Origin of the sequence: Olsenella intestinalis, assembly GCF_023276655.1 — a bacterium.
Classification (GTDB): Bacteria; Actinomycetota; Coriobacteriia; order Coriobacteriales; family Atopobiaceae; genus Olsenella_J; species Olsenella_J intestinalis.
The window spans coordinates 1,334,676-1,356,389 of sequence record NZ_JALGRK010000001.1; the positions used below are offsets into that span (position 1 = coordinate 1,334,676).

General features: G+C 65.9%; 17 protein-coding genes. 16 read left to right on the top strand and 1 reads right to left on the bottom strand.

What is annotated here, in order from left to right:
• The first annotated feature begins 1 nt into the window (after position 1).
• The 3 genes from M5D76_RS04985 (at position 2) to M5D76_RS04995 (ending at position 5,112) form a co-directional block, all read left to right on the top strand.
• The gene (locus M5D76_RS04985) at positions 2–928 is read left to right on the top strand and encodes a ribokinase (protein ID WP_248922277.1); all 927 of its coding nucleotides are present in this window, start codon (positions 2–4) and stop codon (positions 926–928) included.
• A 14-nt stretch (positions 929–942) separates the two neighbouring features.
• Complete coding sequence (locus tag M5D76_RS04990) at positions 943–2,001, top strand: acyltransferase (RefSeq protein ID WP_248922278.1); 1,059 nt, start codon at positions 943–945, stop codon at positions 1,999–2,001.
• Positions 2,002–2,163: 162 nt separating this feature from the next.
• Positions 2,164–5,112, top strand: coding sequence for a CotH kinase family protein (locus tag M5D76_RS04995; RefSeq protein WP_248922279.1), 2,949 nt, complete (start codon positions 2,164–2,166; stop codon positions 5,110–5,112).
• A 59-nt stretch (positions 5,113–5,171) separates the two neighbouring features.
• Here the strand turns inward: M5D76_RS04995 and M5D76_RS05000 are convergent, their stop codons facing one another.
• On the bottom strand, positions 5,172–5,600 hold the full coding sequence (locus M5D76_RS05000; protein WP_248922280.1) for an RrF2 family transcriptional regulator: 429 nt from the start codon (positions 5,598–5,600) through the stop codon (positions 5,172–5,174).
• A 333-nt stretch (positions 5,601–5,933) separates the two neighbouring features.
• Here M5D76_RS05000 and M5D76_RS05005 point away from each other — a divergent pair, with 333 nt between their 5' ends.
• From M5D76_RS05005 to M5D76_RS05065, 13 genes are all read left to right on the top strand, one after another.
• Positions 5,934–7,226: an O-acetylhomoserine aminocarboxypropyltransferase/cysteine synthase family protein gene (locus M5D76_RS05005; protein ID WP_248922281.1), complete on the top strand. Its 1,293-nt coding sequence runs from the start codon at positions 5,934–5,936 to the stop codon at positions 7,224–7,226.
• 105 nt (positions 7,227–7,331) lie between these two features.
• Positions 7,332–8,294, top strand: coding sequence for a cysteine synthase A (cysK, locus tag M5D76_RS05010; RefSeq protein WP_248922282.1), 963 nt, complete (start codon positions 7,332–7,334; stop codon positions 8,292–8,294).
• A gap of 425 nt (positions 8,295–8,719) precedes the next feature.
• Positions 8,720–9,697 (top strand): prephenate dehydratase, encoded by a 978-nt coding sequence (locus M5D76_RS05015; RefSeq protein WP_248922283.1) that lies wholly within the window; start codon positions 8,720–8,722, stop codon positions 9,695–9,697.
• A 12-nt stretch (positions 9,698–9,709) separates the two neighbouring features.
• A complete protein-coding gene (locus M5D76_RS05020) occupies positions 9,710–10,009 on the top strand; it encodes a flavin reductase (protein ID WP_248922284.1) in 300 nt (99 codons plus the stop codon).
• A gap of 184 nt (positions 10,010–10,193) precedes the next feature.
• Positions 10,194–10,880, top strand: coding sequence for a hypothetical protein (locus tag M5D76_RS05025; protein WP_248922285.1), 687 nt, complete (start codon positions 10,194–10,196; stop codon positions 10,878–10,880).
• Positions 10,881–11,036: 156 nt separating this feature from the next.
• On the top strand, positions 11,037–11,864 hold the full coding sequence (locus M5D76_RS05030; RefSeq protein WP_248922286.1) for a hypothetical protein: 828 nt from the start codon (positions 11,037–11,039) through the stop codon (positions 11,862–11,864).
• On the top strand, positions 11,854–12,330 hold the full coding sequence (locus tag M5D76_RS05035; RefSeq protein WP_248922287.1) for an HIRAN domain-containing protein: 477 nt from the start codon (positions 11,854–11,856) through the stop codon (positions 12,328–12,330). Before M5D76_RS05030 ends, M5D76_RS05035 begins: the two co-directional genes overlap by 11 nt.
• A complete protein-coding gene (locus M5D76_RS05040; RefSeq protein WP_248922288.1) occupies positions 12,323–13,126 on the top strand; it encodes a tetratricopeptide repeat protein in 804 nt (267 codons plus the stop codon). The genes M5D76_RS05035 and M5D76_RS05040 overlap by 8 nt, the downstream gene beginning before the upstream one ends.
• Before the next feature lie 337 nt (positions 13,127–13,463).
• Positions 13,464–18,260 (top strand): InlB B-repeat-containing protein, encoded by a 4,797-nt coding sequence (locus tag M5D76_RS09270; RefSeq protein WP_248922289.1) that lies wholly within the window; start codon positions 13,464–13,466, stop codon positions 18,258–18,260.
• Positions 18,261–18,534: 274 nt separating this feature from the next.
• Positions 18,535–19,146, top strand: a complete 612-nt coding sequence (locus tag M5D76_RS05050; protein ID WP_248922359.1) for an amino acid ABC transporter permease — start codon at positions 18,535–18,537, stop codon at positions 19,144–19,146.
• Positions 19,136–19,801, top strand: a complete 666-nt coding sequence (locus M5D76_RS05055) for an amino acid ABC transporter permease (protein WP_248922290.1) — start codon at positions 19,136–19,138, stop codon at positions 19,799–19,801. The genes M5D76_RS05050 and M5D76_RS05055 overlap by 11 nt, the downstream gene beginning before the upstream one ends.
• The gene (locus tag M5D76_RS05060; protein ID WP_283102021.1) at positions 19,801–20,592 is read left to right on the top strand and encodes an amino acid ABC transporter ATP-binding protein; all 792 of its coding nucleotides are present in this window, start codon (positions 19,801–19,803) and stop codon (positions 20,590–20,592) included. Before M5D76_RS05055 ends, M5D76_RS05060 begins: the two co-directional genes overlap by 1 nt.
• A gap of 143 nt (positions 20,593–20,735) precedes the next feature.
• The gene (locus tag M5D76_RS05065) at positions 20,736–21,605 is read left to right on the top strand and encodes a MetQ/NlpA family ABC transporter substrate-binding protein (RefSeq protein ID WP_248922291.1); all 870 of its coding nucleotides are present in this window, start codon (positions 20,736–20,738) and stop codon (positions 21,603–21,605) included.
• Positions 21,606–21,714 lie beyond the last annotated feature (109 nt).

Below are 21,714 nucleotides of genomic sequence, written 5' to 3' on the forward strand. Positions count from 1 at the left end.
TATGAACAAGGTAATCGTGTCGGGCAGCCTCAACATGGACATGTCGGTGCAGTGCCGCACCGTTCCGCGTCGCGGCGAGACCGCCATCGGCGACAACTTCCTGGAGACCCCGGGCGGCAAGGGCGGCAACCAGGCCGTCGCCTGCGCCCGCATGGGCGCCGACACCTTCATGGTCGCCAAGGTCGGCGATGACACCCGCGGCCGCGCCCTGGTCGCCTCCCTCGCGCGCCACGGCGTGACCTGCTCCAACGTGAGCGTCTCCGAGACCGAGCACACGGCCGTCGCCGTGGTCATCCGCGCCGAGGGCGACAACCGCATCGTCGTCGACCCGGGCGCCAACGCCGCCATGACCTACCCCGAGATCCGCGCGGCCATCCACGGCCTCGCCGGCAAGGGCAACTACTTCCTCACGCAGCTCGAGGGCAACTTCGAGGCCACGATCGAGTCGATCCTCTGCGCCAAGCGCAACGGCCTCTTCACGGTCCTCAACGCGAGCCCCGCGCGCTCCGTCCCGACGAAGGTCTACGAGGCCCTCGACCTGCTCTGCGTGAACGAGACCGAGTGCGAGCTGCTCTCCGGCACCAACCCGGTGAACGACGACGACCGCAAGAAGGCCCTCGCGTACTTCGCCGACCAGGGCGTCAAGCAGACCGTCATCACGCTCGGCCGCCGCGGCTCGGTCTCCATGGTCGACGGCGAGTACGTCAAGGTCCCGACCTTCCGCGTCGACACGGTCGACACCACCGGCGCCGGCGACGCCTACCTCGGCGAGCTCGTCGCCCACCTCTCCTTCGGCGGCAGCCTGCAGGAGAGCATGGTCTACGCCTCCGCCGCGGCCGCGCTCTGCGTCGGCAAGGTCGGTGCGCAGGCCGCCATGCCCACCTGGGACGAGGTCGAGAAGTTCGTCGCCGAGCACGGCACCAAGTAGCGACGCATCCCCCGATGGCCGCATCGCGCAAGACGATCAACTGGTTCGAGTGGGCGAGGGCGCTTGGCGCCCTCGCCATCGTCTGCCTGCACGCCGTGGTCTCGACCACCAACGTGCCCGAGATCGCCTCAGCCAACCAGGCGCTCCTCTACGCCGAGAACCTCGCGGCGATCCCGTTCGCGCGCTGGGCGGTCCCCGTCTTCTTCATGGTCACGGGCGCGCTCCTGCTCGACCCCGCGCGCGAGATGACGCTCGAGCGCGTCGGCCGCTACCTCTGGCGCATCTCGTTCGTCCTGCTCACGGTCGGCTTCGTCTTCTGCCTCATGGAGTCGGCGTCAAACGACCCCACGCTCCTCTCGGCCGTGCCCGCCGCAGGCGCCGATCTCGCCGCGCACGTCGCGGGCCTCGTGGGCACGTCCTTCCTCAACCTGCTCTCCGGCGACTCGTGGGACCACCTCTGGTACCTCTACGCGCTGCTCGGCCTCTACCTCATGACGCCGTTTCTCAGCGCGTTCGTCCGTCGCGCCTCCCGCCGAGAAGAGCTTGTCGCCTGCGTCACGCTCTACCTCGTGCTGTGCGTCGCCCCCACCATCAACGCCGTCTTCGACACGAAGATCCTCTCCTTCCTGACGGTCGGCTCGCCCGTGGTCTACTTCCTCTGCGGCCACTACGCCTGGGCCTACCTCGAGCTCGACCGTCGCATCGTGCTCGCCGCGGCCTGCTCGCTCGCGGCGCTCGCGGCCATCTACGTCGCCGACCCCACCCTCGGCGGACCGCTCGCCCTGCCGGAGTACGGCTTCGCCCTTCCGCTTGCGCTCGCCGTCTTCCTCGCGCTCAGGCGCTGGCTCGACGTGCCGCTCGACGACCACCCCGCCGCGGCGCTCCTCGCGCGCGACAGCTTCGGCATCTACCTCTTCCACCCGCTCTTCGCCCACGTCGCTCTCAGGGTCCCCGCCCTTGCCCAGCTGCCGCTTGCGGCCCTCCAGCTCGTGATCGTCGTCTCGGGCGTGGTCGGCTCCATCCTCGTCACGCGCCTGCTCAGGCTCATCCCGGCCTTTCGCAACAAGCTTTAGCCCGACGCGCCGCGAATCGCTCGCTGACGGATCGCCGCGCTCGCCCTCGGCACCCATATGCGTCTCCGATGGCCGCATTTCTTTTTCGGTGAGCGGCATGTGCCCAGTGCGGGCGCTACAATACAAAAGATGCAACCATGACCGACTGGTTTGGAGCACCGTATGAGTAGAGCGTCTCGCGCCCTCGTGGCGTCGGCCCTGTCCGCCATCGTCCTGGCCGCGGCCCCCGCGCTGGCCCGCGCCGCCGAGTCCTCCGGCACCGCGGCCCCGTCCCCGGCGGAACCCTCGCTCGAGCAGCCCACAGACCCCTCCGCCCTCGCGGATGAGGCCTCGCAACAGCCTAGCGACCAGCTCCCAGCCACGCTTCCGGACGCCCCCTCGGACGCGCCTGTCTCCGCTCCCGCAGATCCGGCGGGGGAGAAGAGCCTGCTCCCTGACTCCGACGCCACGACCGGCGACGCCACGACCGGCGACGCCGCGCCGGACGCCTCCGTGACCGACGGCTCCAGCGACGCCGCGGGCGCCGTCGAGGCCGCCGCGGCCGCCACGGCAGACAAGCCCGCGCCCACCACGCCCGCCGCCACGACCGCCGACGACGCCCAGAAGTCCGCTGCGGCGAAGGCCGACGCCTCGAAAGCCGCCGCCCCCGCCGTGAGCCCCACGGCCGACGATGCCTACTACGAGGAGGACGAGGTCGTCGACCTCTACCGCCTCTATAACCCCTACTCGGGCGAGCACTTCTACACCGCTAGCGCCTACGAGCGCGACGTGCTCGCGGCCATCGGCTGGAACGACGAGGGCCTCGCGTGGAAGGTCCCCACCAAGCGCGGCGACTCCGTCTACCGCCTCTACAACCCCTTCGCGGGTGACCACCACTACACCCTGAGCGCCTACGAGCGCGACAGCCTCGTCAAGGTCGGCTGGAACTACGAGGGCGTCGCCTGGCTCTCGGCTTCCTTCGGCAGGCTCCCCGTGTGGCGCCTCTACAACCCCTATGTCTCGATCGGCACGCATCACTACACGATCTCGCGCTTTGAGTACGAGAGCGTCGTGCGCGCCGGCTGGAACGGGGAGGCCATCGGCTTCTACGCGGTCGACCCCGACCACGTGCTGAAGGACCCCACCAAGGACTTCAGCCACGGCGTCGCTTCGCTCACCGCGAACGTCGTCGCCGCCGACGGCTCGAGCCCGCAGACCCTGCGTTCCTCGATCGCGCACGACGCCCTCTACCTCTTCCTTCCCTCCTACGCCGACCTCACCAAGGTGACCCTCTCCGCCTTCGACGCCGCAGGCAGGCCCATCGACCTCGCGCTCTCCGGCAACAAGACCGCCTTCGTCTCCGCCGAGAAGAGCACGCCTCTCGACCTCACGTCGCTCGGCGCGACGCGCACCGACGAGAGCGGGCTGGCGCTCTTCGTCAAGCAGGGCCTCTCGGCGCTCGACTACATCCACAACCTGTTCGTCATGATCTCGGCCAACATCTCCTCCGTCTTCGTCAACAGCAACGACCCGAAGCAGGACCGCGCCTACGTCGAGGCGAGTCCCGACCATTCGGCCAAGGCCAGCGTGGCAGTCAACGTCGTCGACAAGGACGGCAACGCCGTCTACGACAAGGACGAGCTCGGCAACTCGAAGAAGCTCTCCTCCATCAAGGGGCGTGGCAACTCCACGTGGGGCATCGGCGACAAGAAGCCCTACCAGATCAGCCTCAACAAGAAGGCCGACCTGCTGCAGTCCGGAAACGACGACAACGCGAACAAGAAGTGGATCCTGCTCGCCAACGCGAACGACTCGTCGCTTCTGCACAACACCATCGGGCTCGAGCTGGCCCGCGCCCTCGGGATCGACGGCGCCGTCGAGTCTGTTCCCGTCGACCTCTTCTACGACGGCGAGTATCGCGGCAGCTACCTTCTCGTCGAGAAGGTCGAGATCAAGTCCGGCCGCATTGACATCCACGACCTCGAGTCCGACATCGAGAAGGCCAATCCCGGCGTCGACTTCGACAGCCTTCCCGTCAAGCAGTCGACCAATGCCTACGGCAAGACCTTCCAGTACGTTGAGGGCGTCGCCGACCCTGAGGACTTCACCGGCGGCTTCCTCATCGAGCAGGACGGCGCCTACTACCGCGGCGAGAAGTGCTGGTTCGAGACCGATGATGGCGTCTTCGTCGTCAAGAGCCCTGAGTTCTGCTCCCTAAACGTCATGCGCTTCATCAGCGAGAAGATGCAGGAGGCCATCAAGAATAAGCAGGGTGGCAAGTTCAACATGCCGTCCGGCTATTCCTACGATATCGACACCCTCTCGAAGGCCGTCGCCATCCACGAGTTCACCAAGAACATCGACGCCTTCTACACCTCCACCTACTTCTACCTCGACAAGGGCTCGAAGACCTTCTTCTGCTCGCCGCTCTGGGACTTCGACGCGTGCCTCGGCCTCAGGTGTGATGCCGGCATCTCGGGGTTCGGCCGTTATGCGGACATCTCCGTCCCCGGCGTTCGCGCCTGGCACAGCGACGCGACCACGGTCGAGAGGATGAAGGCCGTCTATCGCGATGTCCTTGCGCCGCTCGTGAGGAACGTTCTGCTCGGCGGCATCGACGCCGAGCAGGGGGAGCTCCGCTCGGTCGCATATTACGCCGACAGGATCGCCGCCTCGCAGCGCATGAACAACGTTCTCTATGGCCTCTCGTTCTTCCGCAACATGGCCAACCCGTTCGAGAGCTGGGAGGTCTGCGTCGAGTACCTCTGCAAGTGGATGGGCTGGCGTGCGGACTGGCTTGACGCTGCCTTCGATAATGACCAGGCAACCTATCCCGCCGAGAGGCCTCGCTCGTACAACGACTTCGACTACGGCTTCGTCTTCGACCTCGACTACTACCTCGAGAAGAACCCCGACGTCGCTGCCGCATACGCGGGAAATCCCAACGACGCCATCCAGCACTTTGTCGAATACGGGATGAGGGAGGGTCGCGTGTCGTGCCGCAACTTCGACGTGAACGCGTATCGCGCCCGCTATGCCGACCTGAGGAGCGCGTTCGGCAACGACCTGCGCGCCTACTACGAGCACTACTGCACAGCCGGCTTCTTCGACGGCCGCATCGGCTGGAGGTAGCCTACGGGCGCCTCTGGTGCTGACGGAAGAAAGCCTCGCGCCTGAGGAGGACTGGGTCGCTACTTGACCCGGCGTCCAATCATCTCGCATGCGTCGTCGTCGAGCGCGGCGACGGTCACGCTCCCGAAGAGGTCGCGCGTGAGGTCGTAGTACTCCTTCCAGAGGGGGAGGGTGGAGCACTCCGCGGCGCGCGGGCAGGGCTCGGCGCCCTCGGCCAGGCATGCCACCGGCGCAACCGTCCCCTCGGTTGCCTCGAGCACCTCCAGGACGCTGATCGCCTCGGCTTCCCGGGCGAGGCGGTAGCCGCCACCCTTGCCGCTCGAACCGACGAGGATGCGCGCGTCCACGAGCAGCTTGGCGACCCGTTGCAGGTACTTCTCGGATATGTCCTGGCGCTCCGCCACGTCGCGCAGCGGTTGAGGCCTCTCGCCCTGTCCCGCGATGTCGGCGAGCATGCGCAGCGCATAGCGTCCCTTGGTCGAGATCACGCTCTTCTCCTCTTCCTCAATCACCTACCACATTGGTATGTTATCACTCTGTTACGCGTATTCACCTACCACATTGGTAGGTATATATTCTCACCCAACGAAACCGCGAGCCGCAGAGAGGGGGCCGGACATGGACTGCCAGATGTGTCGCATGTGTCAGCGAATGCCCGCCTCCCGCGCATGTTCGGGGAGCCGTCCCCCAGCGCCTGCACGCCCTCGCGAGTAGGACACACGGCTCAGCCCTGCGCCGCATGCCCGGGAGCGAAAAACACACCTGACCCAGGAGGGTCGGGAGGCGCACCCAGACCAACGCATGCGAGAAGGGACACAGCCATGAGTGACTACAAGTTCGAGACCCTGCAGCTCCACGTCGGCCAGGAGAGCGCCGACCCCGCCACCGACTCCCGCGCGGTGCCCATCTACCAGACGACCTCCTACGTCTTCCACGACTCCCAGCACGCGGCCGACCGCTTCGGACTCGCCGATGCCGGCAACATCTACGGTCGCCTCACCAACTCCACGCAGGACGTGCTCGAGAGGCGCGTCGCCGCGCTCGAGGGTGGCGTCGCGGCGCTGGCCACGGCAAGCGGCGCCGCCGCGATCTCCTACGCGCTGCAGGCGCTCGCCCAGGCAGGCGACCACGTCGTCGCGCAGAAGACCATCTACGGCGGCACGTTCAACCTGCTTGCGCACACGCTCTCGCAGTTCGGCGTCGAGACGAGCTTCGTCGACGCCCACGACCTTGCGGAGGTGGAGGCCGCCATCCGCCCCAACACCAAGGCGCTCTTCCTGGAGACGCTCGGAAACCCCGGCTCCGACATTCCCGACATCGACGCGCTCGCCCAGATCGCGCACGCGCATGACATCCCGCTCGTGATCGACAACACCTTCGGGGCCGCCTACTGGGTGCGCCCGATCGAGCATGGTGCAGACGTCGTGGTCCACTCCGCCACCAAGTTCTTCGGCGGCCACGGCACCACGCTCGGCGGCGTGATCGTCGACGCGGGCACCTTCGACTGGGCCGCGAGCGGCAAGTTCGCGCCCATCGCCGCGCCCAATCCCAGCTACCACGGCGTGTCCTTCTCGGAGGCGGCGGGACCTGCGGCATTCGTCACCTACATCCGCGCTATCCTTTTGCGCGACACCGGTGCGGCCATCTCGCCCTTCAACGCGTTCCTGCTGCTCCAGGGCATCGAGACGCTCTCGCTCAGGCTCGACCGCCACGCGGAGAACACCGCTCGTGTGGTCGAGTACCTCGCGGCGCACCCGCTCGTCGAGAGCGTGAGCCACCCGAGCCTCGCGGCGCACGCGGACCACGACCTCTACTGTCGACTCTTCCCACGCGGAGGCGGCTCCATCTTCACCTTCGACATCAAGGGCGGACAGCGCGAGGCCTGGGCGTTCATCGACGCGCTCGAGATCTTCAGCCTGCTCGCCAACGTGGCTGACGTCAAGAGCCTCGCCATCCACCCGGCCACCACCACCCACAGCCAGCTCTCCGCCGATGAGCTCGCCTCCGTGGGCATCCACCCCAACACCATCCGCCTCTCCATCGGCTGCGAGCACATCGACGACATCATCGCCGACCTCGAGCGCGGCTTTGCCGCCGTGCGTGCGCTCGCCTAGCGCGAGGGGACTTCGCGCGGACCGGCCGCGCCACCAACAACTCAGCCATTTTGGCGACCGGCCTCGGCCGGCCGAATGACAACCCCTATGCAGAAGGAGCACACCATGTCCTACCAGCCCAAGGTCCTGTCCGAAAACGTCGCAAAGAGCGTCGTCGAGCTCATCGGCAACACGCCGCTGCTCGAGGTCGGCCGTCTCTCGAAGACCCACGACCTCAAGGCCCGCGTCCTCGTGAAGCTCGAGTACCTCAACCCCGCGGGCTCCGTGAAGGACAGGATCGGCTACTCGCTGATCGCCGCGGCCGAGCGCTCCGGCCAGCTCAAGCCCGGCGGCACGATCATCGAGCCCACGAGCGGCAACACCGGCATCGCGCTTGCCGCCTTCGGCGCCGCGCTCGGCTACCGCGTGGTCATCGTGCTTCCCGAGTCCATGTCCGTCGAGAGGCGCGCTCTTATCCGCCAGTACGGTGCCGAGCTCGTGCTGACGCCTGCCGCCGACGGCATCAAGGGGTCCATCGCCAAGGCCGAGGAGATCCACGCCCAGACGCCCAACTCCATCATCCCGCAGCAGTTCGAGAACGCCGCCAACCCCGCCATCCACGAGGCGACCACCGCCGAGGAGATCTGGCGCGACACCGCCGGCGCCGTCGACGTCGTCGTGGGCGGCGTGGGCACGGGCGGCACCATCTCGGGCATCTCCCGCGCTCTCAAGGCGCGCAAGGACGGCCTTGCCGCCGTCGCCGTCCAGCCCTCCGAGTCGCCGATCCTGAACGGCGGCGCGCCCGGCAAGCACGGCATCCAGGGCATCATCCCCGGCTTCGTCGCGAAGAACTACGACGCCTCGGCCATCGACGACGTGCTCTCCGTCTCGACCGAGGGTGCCATCGCCACCTCGCGCGAGCTCGCCGCGACCGAGGGCGTCAACACCGGCATCTCGAGCGGCGCCGCTCTCGCCGCCGCTCTCGAGCTGGCCGCCCGCGACGAGAACGCCGGCAAGACCATCGTGGCCATCCTGCCCGACACCGGCGAGCGCTACCTCTCCACGGCGCTCTACGCCAAGGACGAGTAGGGAAGTGCACGGCAACCCCCACCACGGCATCGACCAGGGGCCAGGCCTCCTCTCCTCCTGACCCCGTCCATGCCAGGGCGCACCATGGGCAGCGACTCGCCCGTGGTGCGCCCTGCCCTGTGTGAACGCGTGCGCCACCGTCTAACGGGTGTCCAGCACTGGTTTTGACGCATCGCCGCATTGAGGATGTATCCTGTCATTAACAGCCGCCCCCGAGGGGGTATGGAAGTGAGAGCCGGACATCCCGCGTTTCGTGGGCCCCGGCTCTCGCGTTTTTTGCCGACGCTTCGTGGCCTCGCCCTTTCTGCGCATGCTCTTGCGGTGGTGGTGACTCGTGGTCCATGCTGTTACGATGAGGCCTGCGCAACTGCATGCGATGCTGTGCGCGTAGCGCATCGAGTACGACCGATTCTCAGGAGGTCCCCATGCGAGCCGGCCATTTCAGCGCGTCTCTTCTTGCTCTCGTCCTTTCCGCGACCATCGCTGGCTGTGCCTCGCCGCAGACAACACCCGCATCCAGCGCCCAGGGCTCGCACCCCCAGCAATCTCAGCAGACTGACCCCACCTCGCCAACCGCCGAGGTCCCCGACTCCACTACGGTGGCCTACCTCGGCCCCGAGGGCACCTACACTGAGGAGGCCACCAAGCTCTTCTTCGGCACGAACGACCAGCTCGCGCCCCAGGAGAGCGTCCCCAAGGCGCTCGAGGCCGTCGCTGCCGGCACCGCCTCCTACGCCGTCATCCCCCAGGAGAACACCCTGGGAGGCCCGGTCACCGATTACGTGGATGCCCTTCTCGCCCAGAAGGACGTCTCCGTCGCGGGCGAGGTCGTCCTGCCCATCCGCCAGACCCTCATGGGGCTGCCCGGCACGGACCTTTCCAAGGTCACGCGCGTTGTCTCGCACAAGCAGGGGCTTCAGCAGAGCGCGGCATGGCTCGATGGGAATCTGCCCTCGGCCGAGCGCGTCGAGGCCAAGAGCACCGCGGCCGCGGCCCAGGAGGTCGCGAGCGCCGGCGACTCCACGTCGGTCGCCATCGCGGCGCCGGGCGCCGCGAGCCTCTACGGGCTCGAGGTCCTGCAGGCCAACGTCTCGCTTTCCGATGCGAACAAGACCCGCTTCTACGTGGTTTCGCGCACGGCTAACACTCGCGAGGGCTACGGCTGCGCGCTGCTTGCGGCGACGTGTCCTGCCAGCGAGCTGCCCCGCGTGCTCGACGACGCATGCGCGGGTGGCGCGCGCGTCGTCTGCGTGCATGATCGCCCCGAGAAGTCGTCGCTCGGCGTCTATCGCTACCAGATCGAGCTCGAGCGTGACGGCGGGTTCACCTCGACCGAGCTTGACCGACTCGCCCAGGTAAAGGACGTGTCCTGCCTCGGTGGGTTCTCGCGCGTCGAGGGGTAGGGGAGTTGGTGCGTGAGCGGCGCCAGCGAGAGCAAGGCCGACGTGTTCGCCTGGACCGCGGGCGAGGTCGGCGCGCCGATCATCGATGAGGCGCGCCTGAGCATGGAGTGTTCGGTCGAGGACGTCTGGGAGTGCGGCGCGTTCGAGAACTTCGTCGCGTCCGTGGCGAACACCTACGCCGAGGAGTCGATCCTGAACGAGAAGGGCAAGGTCGGCTTCGGCACGCTGCACAGGCCGGTGCTCATCGAGATGCCTAACTACACCTACCTCACGCTTGGCGACGTTGTCGCGAGGTGCAAGCACGTGGAGTAGTGCTCAGGCGCACCGCGATCTGCCATGGGGCGGGCTCTTCTCGGCGAGGAGGGCCCGTCCTTTTTGCCCCCTCGAATTATTGTCCGGTGGCCGTGCGATGGTTCAGCTAAGGTCCCGGGCATGCGCGAGACGGTCTCGTGGGTGGTGGATGGAGGCGTGCCCGGATGGCAGAAGGGAGCACGTCATGCGGGACGACACGAGGAGGCTTGCACGTAGGCTCCTGTGGGAGCAGCTGGAGGGCCTTCCGCCTGGCACCAGGACGAGCGTCGAGAGCCTTGCGGAGTCATGTCCCTCGATCACCTACAGCGAGGTCTGCGGCTATCAGATCTCGGGCCGAGAGTACCTTGAGGACGAGCTCGACATCGACGAGCTGGAGACGGACCTCTGGGACATGGCGGACGAGCGGGGCCTGTACGTGGACGGGGTCGGGTTCGGCTCGTTCGTCCTGCGCGACCGCGTCGAGCAGGGCGCCCCGCTTGACGCATCCCATATCGAGCGACTCAGAATGGCCGTCTACCAGTTCTGTGGCGACGGTGCCATGAACCTCGAGCTCTCGGACGGATGGGTCCGCCTCATGAGGGCACGGGCCTCCCAGTCCCTCATACGGCCGGTCGACGGTGCCGTTGTGGCGGCGATCGACAGGGCCCTGGGTGAGGGCGGCGTCTCGACCTGGAGGCGGCGCTACGAGCCGGAGTGCGACGTGCTCGACGGCACGTCGTGGGAGCTCGCCATCGTGCTCGACGACGGGCGAGCGCTCGACAGCTGCGGCAGCAACGCATGGCCCGCGGGCTACGACGACTTCGAGAGCGCCCTGCTTGGCATCTTCGACCGCGAGGCGTCGCCTGCGCGCGATGGGGAGGCGACGCCCTAGGGCGTCGCCCCTGCGCGCGGGACGTCGCGTTGCAGCCGCGAGGCGGAATATCTGTCCGGCCGCGGTCGGACAATGAGCGCGACCCCACAGGGCGGGGCAAGCGTCTGCCCGCATGGGTGAATGCGTCAGTCGAAATCGCTTCTTGCGGAGGGTGAAATGGACGACGACGAGAAGGGCATGGGTCCCCGGCTTGATTCGCTGCGAGAGAGGGTGCGCGAGGTACGTGCGTCGATACTCGACGTGGTCGTGCGCATCGACGACATCGAGCTGCAGCAGATCCCCCAGGCGAAGGTGGAGTGGCAGCTCAAGATCGGCTGCTGGGAGCAGGCCCTTCTCGAGGCGGAGCTTGCCGGCAGGCGCGCCAGGAGGCGGCTCACGCTGATGCGTGCGCGGGCGAACCGCGGCGAGCGGATCGACGTCGCCGCGATCGAGGCGCAGATCGATGAGGAGCACGTCGCGTGGGCCGAGGAGGTCGAGCAGGCGCGCAAGGCGTACGCGAGCGCGATGGCGCGGCTCGCTTCGAGCAAGACGCTGTCGCCTGCGGAGTCGAAGGAGGTCAAGCGCGTCTATCGTGTGCTCATGACGCGCCTGCACCCCGACGTCTGCCGCGTCGAGGGAGAGGACGTCGACGGACTCTTCCTGGCTGCGAAGCTCGCCTACGAGAACGGCAACCTCCCGATGCTCAGGTCGCTCGAGGCGGCCACGAGCTCCTTTGGGGAGGACGACGGCCTGGACGACGTCACGGACGCCGGCGAGCTCGAGCGCAGGCTCGAGGCGGCGACGGCCGAGGAGGCCGCGGCCCGAAGTCGCCTCGCGGAGCTCGAGCAGTGCGAGGACCTGAGGAGGCTCGCTCTTCTCGGCGACCGCGAGTGGGTGGAGGAGAGGGCCGCGAGGCTGCGCGATGCCGCCGACCGCTGGGAGCAGGTGGTGCGCGAGTGCCGGGCCAAGGAGCTCGAGCTGAGGGGTGGGCGCAATGGGCGGTAGCGTCGACTTCGCTGCGGACGTGCAGGAGGCGACCCCGGCGCCCTCGCCCTCGGCCGGGCCGCTCGCGGCTCCGGGAGGCATGGGGGCGGGCGAGCTCCTGCGCGCCATGCACGATGACTCCTCGCGCGGCATCAGCGTGCCGAAGCCCTTCTCGGAGCCCATACTGTTGCTCGAGCAGATCCACGTGGCCGGGACGAGCCACGTCAAGGGGATCGAGGCCATCGCCTCGCGCCTTTCCAGGGGCATGCGCCTCCGTCTCGAGCGCGACGTGGCGAACCGCTACGACTCGTGGGCGATCCGCGTGATGGACGGCGAGGGGCGTCGGCTCGGTTGGCTCCCTGCCGACCGCAACGAGGTCATTGCGCGGCTGATGGACGGGGGCAAGAGCGTTTACGCCGAGGTGACGTGCGTCGATCGCAGGGACGAGTGGACGATGATAGGCATAGAGGTGTTTCTGGATGACTGAGTGGACGGAAAATGGCGCCGACTGGGCGAGGAACGCGCCCGTCTTCGCAACGAACAACGAGTTCGAGTGGGGCGGGAGGACCTGGCCGTATCCCGACGTCTGGGTGACGGAGCAGCGCTGTGAGCCGACCGCCGAGCGCACGGGTCGCATGTGCGTGGGGCACTACACGCCCGACACTGACCCGGACGGAGGCGACGCGCTCTACTATGGCGGCGGCTACTACGACGAGGGCATGGCCTGCATGGGCGAGGGCGAGCACGAGAAGCGGATCATGTGCTTCCAGGCCGCGGAGCTGCTCTACCTGCACGCCTCCAACCTCGGCAATCCCTTTGGCGACCTGTGCCTTGGCTACGTGTACAGCTACGATCGCTGCGAGGGAAGCTACTGGGGCGGCGAGCGGCCCTTCGATCCGGAAGGCCATGCGCTCGCGCATTTTGGAGCCGCGGCCAGGGCGGGCATTCCCGAGGCGTGCTACAAGTACGGAGACCTCCTGCGGGACGGTCGTGGATGCGACGCGAACTTCGATGAGGCGTACCTCTGGTTCTCGCGCGCCTGGGAGAGTGCCGACGAGGAGAGGGCCTCGGTCCTGGGGAGCGTCGCGCTTCGCCTGGGGCAGGCCCACGAGATGGGCGAGGGCTGCAGGCAGGGGTTCGACGTGGCCCGTGACTGGTACGAGCGCTCCGTCACCTGGCTGTCCGTCGCGGTTCGCGAAGGGGACTCGTGGTATCGCGGCGCCCTGCGCAGGGCGGAGGCGGGTCTTGCGAGGTGCAAGCAGGAGCTGAGCGGAAAGTACTAGTGAACCTCATCATGGTTGCGGACGGCAGGCCCGGGACGGATGACGTCCCGGGCCTGCCCCTTGCTATGGAGTGGCATTTCTTGGGTGAACCTCGCCGTGGAACATATCCCGCCTGGCGAATTGTGGGTGCGAGGAGGTTAATTGGTCACCACCAAGCATATATTCTCGAAGTAATGGTTCCTTAAACGCCCTCCCGCACCCCCATGCCCGACGGCGCCTTAGGTCGAGCACGGTCGTGTCGGCCATGGGCGCTGGGAATGGGTAGGGGAGAAGGGGGTAGGCCGTGAGAAAAGGATTGAGGACCCTCATCGCCGGCTTGTGTACCTTGGCGTTGACGGTGTCTGCAGCATTCGCGCAGGGGGTGGAGGCTCAGCGCGCGGCGCAGGGTCCATCCCTGGCCACGCAGGACACCTCGTCCGGCGAGATGGTCGCCACGGGTCAGGAGAACACGGAGATTGTCTCTACAGACCCAAAGATCACTCGTACCAACAAGTTCACGCTCGACGGCAAGTTCAACTACCAGAGCCTGGGCAACGATAGCGGCAAGGCGACGCTGACTCTTGGCACAAGTGCCAAGGAATCCGTGGTCAAGAACACGCTGCTGCCCAAGTGGGCCCCAATCGCGGCCAGTGTCTTCCGCGACCAGGCAAACCAGCTGGTGGACCTCTATGGGTATGGAACAGATACGGGAAGCATGACCCAGTCGGGCTTCGACGCCTATTTCAACATGGGCAAGGGCGGCGCGACCGACGAATACGAAGATGAGGTTTGGAGCTGCTACAGCCTTGCGAGCAAGCTCGGCCAGACGAACTCTTCCCGCGCGGGCGATCCCGGTTGGGACCAGTTCCTTATCACGGGCGTCAGGCAGATCTCAAAGCTCAGTGACGCGCGTACGATGATGGGCCAGTCGCTCTACGACTCCCAGAACGGCAAGAACCTCTCGGTCGATGAATTCCTCGGTGTGGACGAGGGTGGTGGCAGTGAGAGGCTGGACGCCCTCAATTCGGACGATGAGACGACCGGCTTCGCAAACGTCGTCACGGCCGTCAACTGCAAGGGCGCATCGAGCAACTTCGACTACGTGTCGTTCGGCATCGCCTTCTACGACTTCGAGGCAGTCCCGGTCGCCGCAGAAAAGCTTGACTATCACAGCGGCAACTTCAAGATGCAGACGAGCGACAACGGTCAGAACCACTCCGTCATTTCCAACGGCCAGCAGCAGGACATCATGCACTCCGCCACGCTTGGCGACTCCGTCACGGAGACGACGAGCACTACGCTTTCGGCCCTTGCCTCCGCCAAGATGTCGGAGAACATCGGCGAGAACCTGGGGTGGAGCTCGACCGAGTTCCAGGCCGACACGCAGGGCTCTTTTAACGACGACGAAGGCGAAGATGGCCCGGGCTGGGGCGAGTCGACCTCAGGCAGTGCCGAGACCATCTCCGCAGGTGCCAACTGGGGCGCTGCTTGGGAGATGGCAGGTGCGGCTGGCGTCGAGCAGGGTCACAGCACGTCCCGGGAGCTGAGCAAGGCTGTGGCAACTACGGTCGCGCTTCCTCCTCACACGGCTGCAGAGCTCAGCCAGAAGTCGGAAACGACCACCTACCACCAGTATTACAACCAGCCGGTCATCCTTAACTACAAGGTGGCGATCTTTGCCACGAGTGGCGACTTCTACTCTGGTGGCGGTCAGGGCGGCATCAATCCTGGTGGCTATGACAAGCAGTCTCTTGTCATCAAGTTCGATACCAAGGAGGAGACCGATACCTCCTACGGGTGCGCTGCGACGGACGACCTCTATGGTCGCCTGCAGAACAAGCAGATGGCAGACTACGACTCCATCAATGGCCGCACGTACAGCACGCACAGCACCGCCAGCGGGTTTACCAAGAGCACTAAGATCAACTGGGATGCCGTGGCTGAGAACGCAGCGAGCTTCTATAGTGCGAACGTCAGCGATGTGTCCACGCAGAACTACTTCTACGAGACGCCAGGCAAGCTGAGCGTTTCCAAGGACAAGTCGACCTCCGATGTGGGTCCGCTCTATCCGTTGTTCGACCTCTCCAAGGTCACGACGCCCAACAGCAAGTACGTCCTGTATACGGGCAACACGCTTGACCGTCAGTCCATGACGGTTTCGGCTTTCAACAGGTTCAACGTGCCCTTCTATGGCTTCGATTCTGGTTTGGGCGAGTGGAACCGCTGCGACGAGAACGGCACCATCATCAACGAAGGGCGCCTCCTTGAAACAGACCCAGTAGAGCTTTACGACTTGAATACACTCAGGCCGAAGGACCGCACGACGGGTGGCACTGTCTACCTGAAGTGGATGTTTGAGTCGACCGCAACGCCCAAGACTGGCGAGCACCTCGACGGGCAGGATCTTGCCGGCGATCAGGCCGCTGGCAAGATCGAGTCTCCCGTGGTCGAGATCGAGGTCAAGGACAGCAGTCTTGACGCCCCGGAGGTTCATGCCCAAGGAAGCTACTCGGGCTTCTGGAAGAAGCAGGTCAACCTCAACGACGTTCTGACCAACGAGGTTACTGACGCAACTGACAAGATTCTCGAGGTCAAGCCCAAGTGGGAGAGCCGTCAACCAGCAAGCTGGGGCATCATCGTAGATGAGGGTACCGGCAGCGTGCAGTTCACGAAGCCCGGTACCTATCAGGTGCGTGCCTACGTCACTAAGAACGGCGGCAATCCAGCATATTCTGACTGGGTGACCATTACCGCCTCTGAGCACGACATAGTGCACCACGAGGCGCAGGATCCGACCTGCGCCGACGACGGGTGCAAGGACAACTACCAGTGCACGGACTGCGGCAAGTACTATACGGATGCCTCCGCTTCGACCGAGGTTGCGCCCGAGCACGTCCTCGTCCCAGCGCTGGGTCACGTCTGGAGCGACTGGGTGACCACCAGGGAGGCCACGGACGAGGCGGCTGGAGAGCAGCAGCGCGTGTGCTCCCGCGACGAGAGCCACGTCGAGACCCGCGGCCTCTACACGGTGCGCTTCGAGATGAACGGCCATGGCACCGCTCCTGACAAGCAGGTCGTCCCGGGCGGCACGTCGGCAGCGACCCCGCAGGACCCCAAGGCCACTGGTTACGTGTTCGAGGGCTGGTTTGCCGACCCCGAGCTTACCGTGCCCTTCGAGTTCGGCGCCGCCGTACAGGATAACGCGATCGTGTACGCAAAGTGGTCCGTTGCCAAGCACACGGTTGCCATCATGGCCGTCGGTGACGTGTACGAGGTCGAGGGGGAGACGAAGGTCGATCCCAACGTGAACGGTACGGCCGCGATCGAGGGCGGAACTGAAGTAACCGAGGACGGCTACACGTATTACGTCAAGGAGGTCGAATACGGAACTCCGGTCTCCATGGTGGTGACGCCTGATGCGGGCTACGGTCTGAAGGCCATCCAGGCCGTCGCGGTCGGCGCCGACGCCTCGTTTGGCGACCCCTTCACGCCCAACAAGGTCGGCGACACCTCATACTCGATTACTACCCCCGACGCCGACGTTGCGGTCGTGGCCAGCTTTGCTCAGGTCACGATTACCTACGACGGCAACGCTCCGACAGGCGTGACCGTGAGCGGCGTGCCCGAGCCTGCAAAGATCGGCTACGGCAGCATCCCCGCGCAGCCTGCCAACCCGACGGCCGAGGGCTGTGACTTCGGCGGTTGGTTCGAGGACAAGGACTGCACGAAGCCGTACCTGTTCAACGCTCCCGTTTCGGCGGACGCGACGCTCTACGCCAAGTGGGTGCCGGCGGGCATCGAGAAGTTCAACGTCTCGTACAAGCTCTTCAACGCCGAGGGATTCACGCCTGCGACGTATGAAACCAGCTACGTGGTCGAGAAGGGCGGGCATGCCTACGACCCCACCAACGACATCTATGCAGATGCCGGCGACAACGTGGGCTACGAGCTCAAGAAGGACGCGACGACCGGCTCCACCTGGTTCACCAACGAGGACTGCACCGCGCCCTTCAGCTTCAACGAGGCCATCACGGCTGACACCCAGCTCTATGCGAGGGTCATCCCCAAGGAGCGCACCGTCACCTACTACGACGGCGACACGGCGCTGAACGGCAAGTCCGTCGTTCCGTACAACACGGCCATCGGCGAGCTTCCCTTCCCCGAACCCACGAGGCCCGCGGAGGCCGGGGCAACGTTCCTCGGCTGGGTCACGAAGGACGGCACTCCCTGGAGCATCGCGACCAATCCCGTCACCAGCGACATGGAGCTGTTCACCCAGTGGAACATCAATCACTACACCGTGATGTTCGACACCAACGGCTACGGCGATGCGCCTGCCGCGCAGGAGGTCGAGCAGGCCAGCTACGCGAAGGACCCGGGTGCCGTTCAGGCAGAGGGCCACACCTTCGGCGGCTGGTTCACCGACCAGGACTGCACCGCGGGCAATGAGTTCGACTTCGCCGACACCAAGATCATGGGCAATGTGACGCTGTACGCGAAGATGACCGCTGACGAGTTCACCGTCTCCTTCGACACCAAGGGTCGCGGCACCGCGCCCGAGGCCCAGAAGGTTGCTTACGGCGAGACGGTGACCAAGCCCGCCGACCCCGCCGATCCCGAGCAGAGGCGCACCTTCGCCGGGTGGTACACGGACGCCGCCCTCACCAAGCCGTACGACTTCTCGACCCCGGTGAAGGGCGACCTCACGCTCTACGCCAAGTGGGTTAATGCCAACTCCGTGGTCATGTACCGCCTGTACAACCCCTACTCCGGCGAGCACTTCTACACCGCATCCGCCTATGAGCGGGACGTGCTGATCAGCATCGGCTGGAACGACGAGGGCGTTGCCTGGATCTCCCCGGAGAAGTCGGATGAGCCGGTCTACCGCCTGTACAACCCCTATTCCGGCGACCACCACTACACCATGAGCAAAGCCGAGTACGACCAGCTTGTGAGCCTCGGTTGGTCGGGCGAGGGCATCGGCTGGTACTCAGATGAGGGCAAGGGCATGCCGGTCTATCGCCAGTACAACCCCTATGCAACGGTGGGCACACACAACTACACCCTGTCCAAGTTCGAAAACGACGCACTGGTGGCCGTCGGGTGGAACGCCGAGGGCATTGGCTGGTACGGACTGGACGAGGGATCCATCTAGGAGGGGGCCCGCAAGCCACACCTCCGATGACCTAGGTTCGCACCCCTAGGGGCACATAGGTCAGCAAGACGGGCGCAGGGGCCACGGCTCCTGCGCCCGTTTCCGTTGCGTCGGCTTTGCCTCGTGCCTCCTCGGCCCTCGGGCACCGTGTTGCCGACGGGTTTCGCATGGCCCCGTCCCTTTGCGTGAATCCTAGCAAAGTACTAGGATTTCAAACTTGTTGGAGAGGAGATCCATGCATTGGGATTTGGTGGGGTCGTATGCACCCTTGTTCATGACCGCTGCCCGGGTGACGGTCGTCGTCTCCCTGGGAGGCGTGGCCCTTGCGCTGCTCATCGGGCTTCTTGTCGCGGTAATCCGCCTGTGGCGCGTTCCCGTCCTGAGCGTCGTGGCGGGCGCGTACGTTGAGTTCAGCCGCAACACGCCGTCGCTCGTGCAGCTGTTCTTCCTGTACTTCGGACTGCCGAAGCTGGGCATCCTGCTCTCGCAGGAGGCGTGCGCGATCGCGTGCCTCGCCTTTCTCGGCGGGGGATACATGGCCGAGGCGTTCCGCTCGGCCCTCGAGGCGGTTCCCGTCGTGCAGCACGAGAGCGCCCAGGTGCTCGGGCTGTCGTCGAGGCAGGCACTGCAGCACGTCATCCTTCCCCAGGCCATGGCGCAGGCGACGCCCGCCCTCGTCGCCAACGTCATCTTCCTCGTCAAGGAGTCCTCGGTCGTGAGCGGCATCGCCCTTGCCGACCTGATGTACGTGGCCAAGGACATCATCGGACAGAGCTATGACACCGCCGAGGCGCTCTTCCTGCTGGTCGTGTCGTATGCCGTGATACTCGTTCCCCTGAGCGTGCTTGGCACCTACGTCGAGAGGAGGTTCGCCGATGGCTGCTGACTTCCTCCTGCAGGGCGAGACCATCTCCCGCCTCCTCGTGGGCCTGTCGGTCACCCTGCGCATCAGTCTCGTGTCGGTCGCGCTCTCGCTGCCGATGGGCGTGCTGATGGGCGTGCTCTTCACCCGTAGAAACCCCCTGCTTCGCGCCGTCCTGCGCGTCTATCTCGAGTTCATCCGCGTGATGCCGCAGCTCGTCCTGCTCTTCATCGTGTTCTTCGGCTCCGCCACCATGCTTGGCCTGAACTTCTCGGGCGAGGTGGCGAGCGTCATCGTCTTCACGGCTTGGGGCTCCGCGGAGCTGGGCGACCTCGTGCGCGCCGCCATCGAGTCGATTCCGCGCTCGCAGTACGACAGCGCCTACGCGCTCGCCCTCTCGCGGCGCCAGGCCTTCCTTCGCGTCATCCTGCCGCAGGCCGTGCGCCGGCTTCTGCCGCCGAGCGTCAACCTCGTGACCCGCATCGTCAAGACCACGAGCCTCTGCATGCTCATCGGCGTGGTCGAGGTCGTGCGCGTCGGCCAGCAGATCATCGACTTCTACCGCTTCGACTACCCCTATGGGGCGCTCTGGACCTACGCGGCCCTGGGCCTTCTGTACTTTGCCATCTGCTGGCCGCTGTCCCTGCTTTCGCGCTGGCTCGAGAAAAGGAGCTCCTAATGAGCGCATCCGCAACCAACCACAAGACCGCCCTTGAGGGCGAGAAGAGCCTATCTCCTGTGCTCGAGCTTCGCGGACTCGTGAAGCGCTTCGATGACCACACCGTGCTCGACGGCATCGACCTTTCCGTCCGCGCGGGCGAGGTGGTGGTGCTCGTCGGGCCGAGCGGCTGCGGCAAGTCCACGCTCCTGCGCTGCGCCATCGGGCTCGAGAAGATCGACGGAGGCTCCATCCTGCTCGACGGGCAGGAGGTGAGCGGCCGCGAGAGAAGCCAGGAGCTCCGCTCGCGCATGGGCATGGTGTTCCAGAGCTACGACCTCTTCCCGAACATGTCCGTCCTCGACAACGTCATGCTGGCGCCGGTCCTGGTGCGTGGCGCTGACAAGGCAGAGCTGCGGCAGCGGGCGCTGGCTCTTCTCGACCGCGTCGGCCTGGCCGACAAGGCGGACGCGCGCCCGGCGACCCTGTCCGGCGGCCAGCAGCAGCGCGTGGCCATATGCCGCGCCCTTGCCATGGACCCCGAGGTGCTGCTGCTCGACGAGGTGACCGCGGCGCTCGACCCGGAGATGGTCCACGAGGTCCTCCAGGTCGTGCTCGAGCTCGCGGACGAGGGTCTCACCATGCTGATCGTCACCCACGAAATGGCGTTCGCGCGCGCCATCGCCGACCGCGTGGTCATGCTCGACGGCGGCGGCGTGGTGGAGGAGGGTGACGAGACCTTCTTCGACGCGCCCGTGACGGACCGCGCCAAGGCGTTCCTGAAGACCTTCGAATTCCACCGCGACCGGTAGGCATCGGCTGGGTGGATGGCGAGGTCAGGGGTGGTCATCGGAATTATCGATAGAGGACCATCAGATTCAGGCTCCTACCAAATTCCGGGCGCATCCCTAGGATGAGACCTACCGCTTCCGCACACAACGAAAAGGGGAACGCCATGAGCAAGATCGACATCACCAACATCACCCGTCGCCAGGTCCTGGGGCTCGGTGCCTCCATCGTCATGTCCCTCGGGCTCGTCGCCTGCGGAAGCCCGGGCAACGGGGCGGCGTCGGCGGCCAAGTCGGCTGATGCCGACAAGACCATCACCGTCGCGGCCTCGAGCGTCCCGCACGCCGAGATCCTGAAGAACGTCGTCGCCGGCGTCCTGGCCGACGAGGGCTACACGCTCAAGGTCACGGAGTTCGAGGACTACGTGCAGCCCAACAAGGTCGTCGAGGACGGCCAGATCGACGCCAACTACTTCCAGCACGTCAACTACCTCGAGTCGTTCAACAAGGAGAACAACACGCACCTGAAGAGCGTGGGCTACGTGCACTACGAGCCGTTCGGCCTCTACGCCGGCAAGAGCAAGAGCCTGGCCGACATCAAGGACGGCGCCAAGATTGCCGTCCCGGACGACACCACCAACGAGGCGCGCGCCCTTCTCCTCCTGCAGCAGGAGGGCCTGATCAAGCTGGCCGATGGCGCCGGCGTGACCGCCACGAAGAACGACATCACGGAGAACCCGCATAACATCGAGATCGTCGAGGCCGAGGCCGCGAACGTCTCGCACGTCCTCGCCGACGTGGACTTCGGCGTCATCAACGGCAACTACGCCCTCGAGGCCGGGCTGAACGTGTCCGACGCCCTCGCCACCGAGTCCTCCCAGGGCGAGTCCGCCAAGCAGTACGGCAACGTGCTGGTCGTGAAGGACGGCAACCAGGACCAGGAGAAGATCAAGGCGCTCTACTCGGCCCTCACCTCCAGCAAGGTCAAGGACTACATCAACAGCACCTACAAGAATGCGGTGGTCGCACTGTTCTAACGCTTGCACCATACGACGGATGGCTGGTCGCAGACGGATGCCGGGCTTTTGGCCGTGGCATCCGTCTGCCATGCCGTCTGAAAGCATATGCACGGCCCCGCTCGGGGCA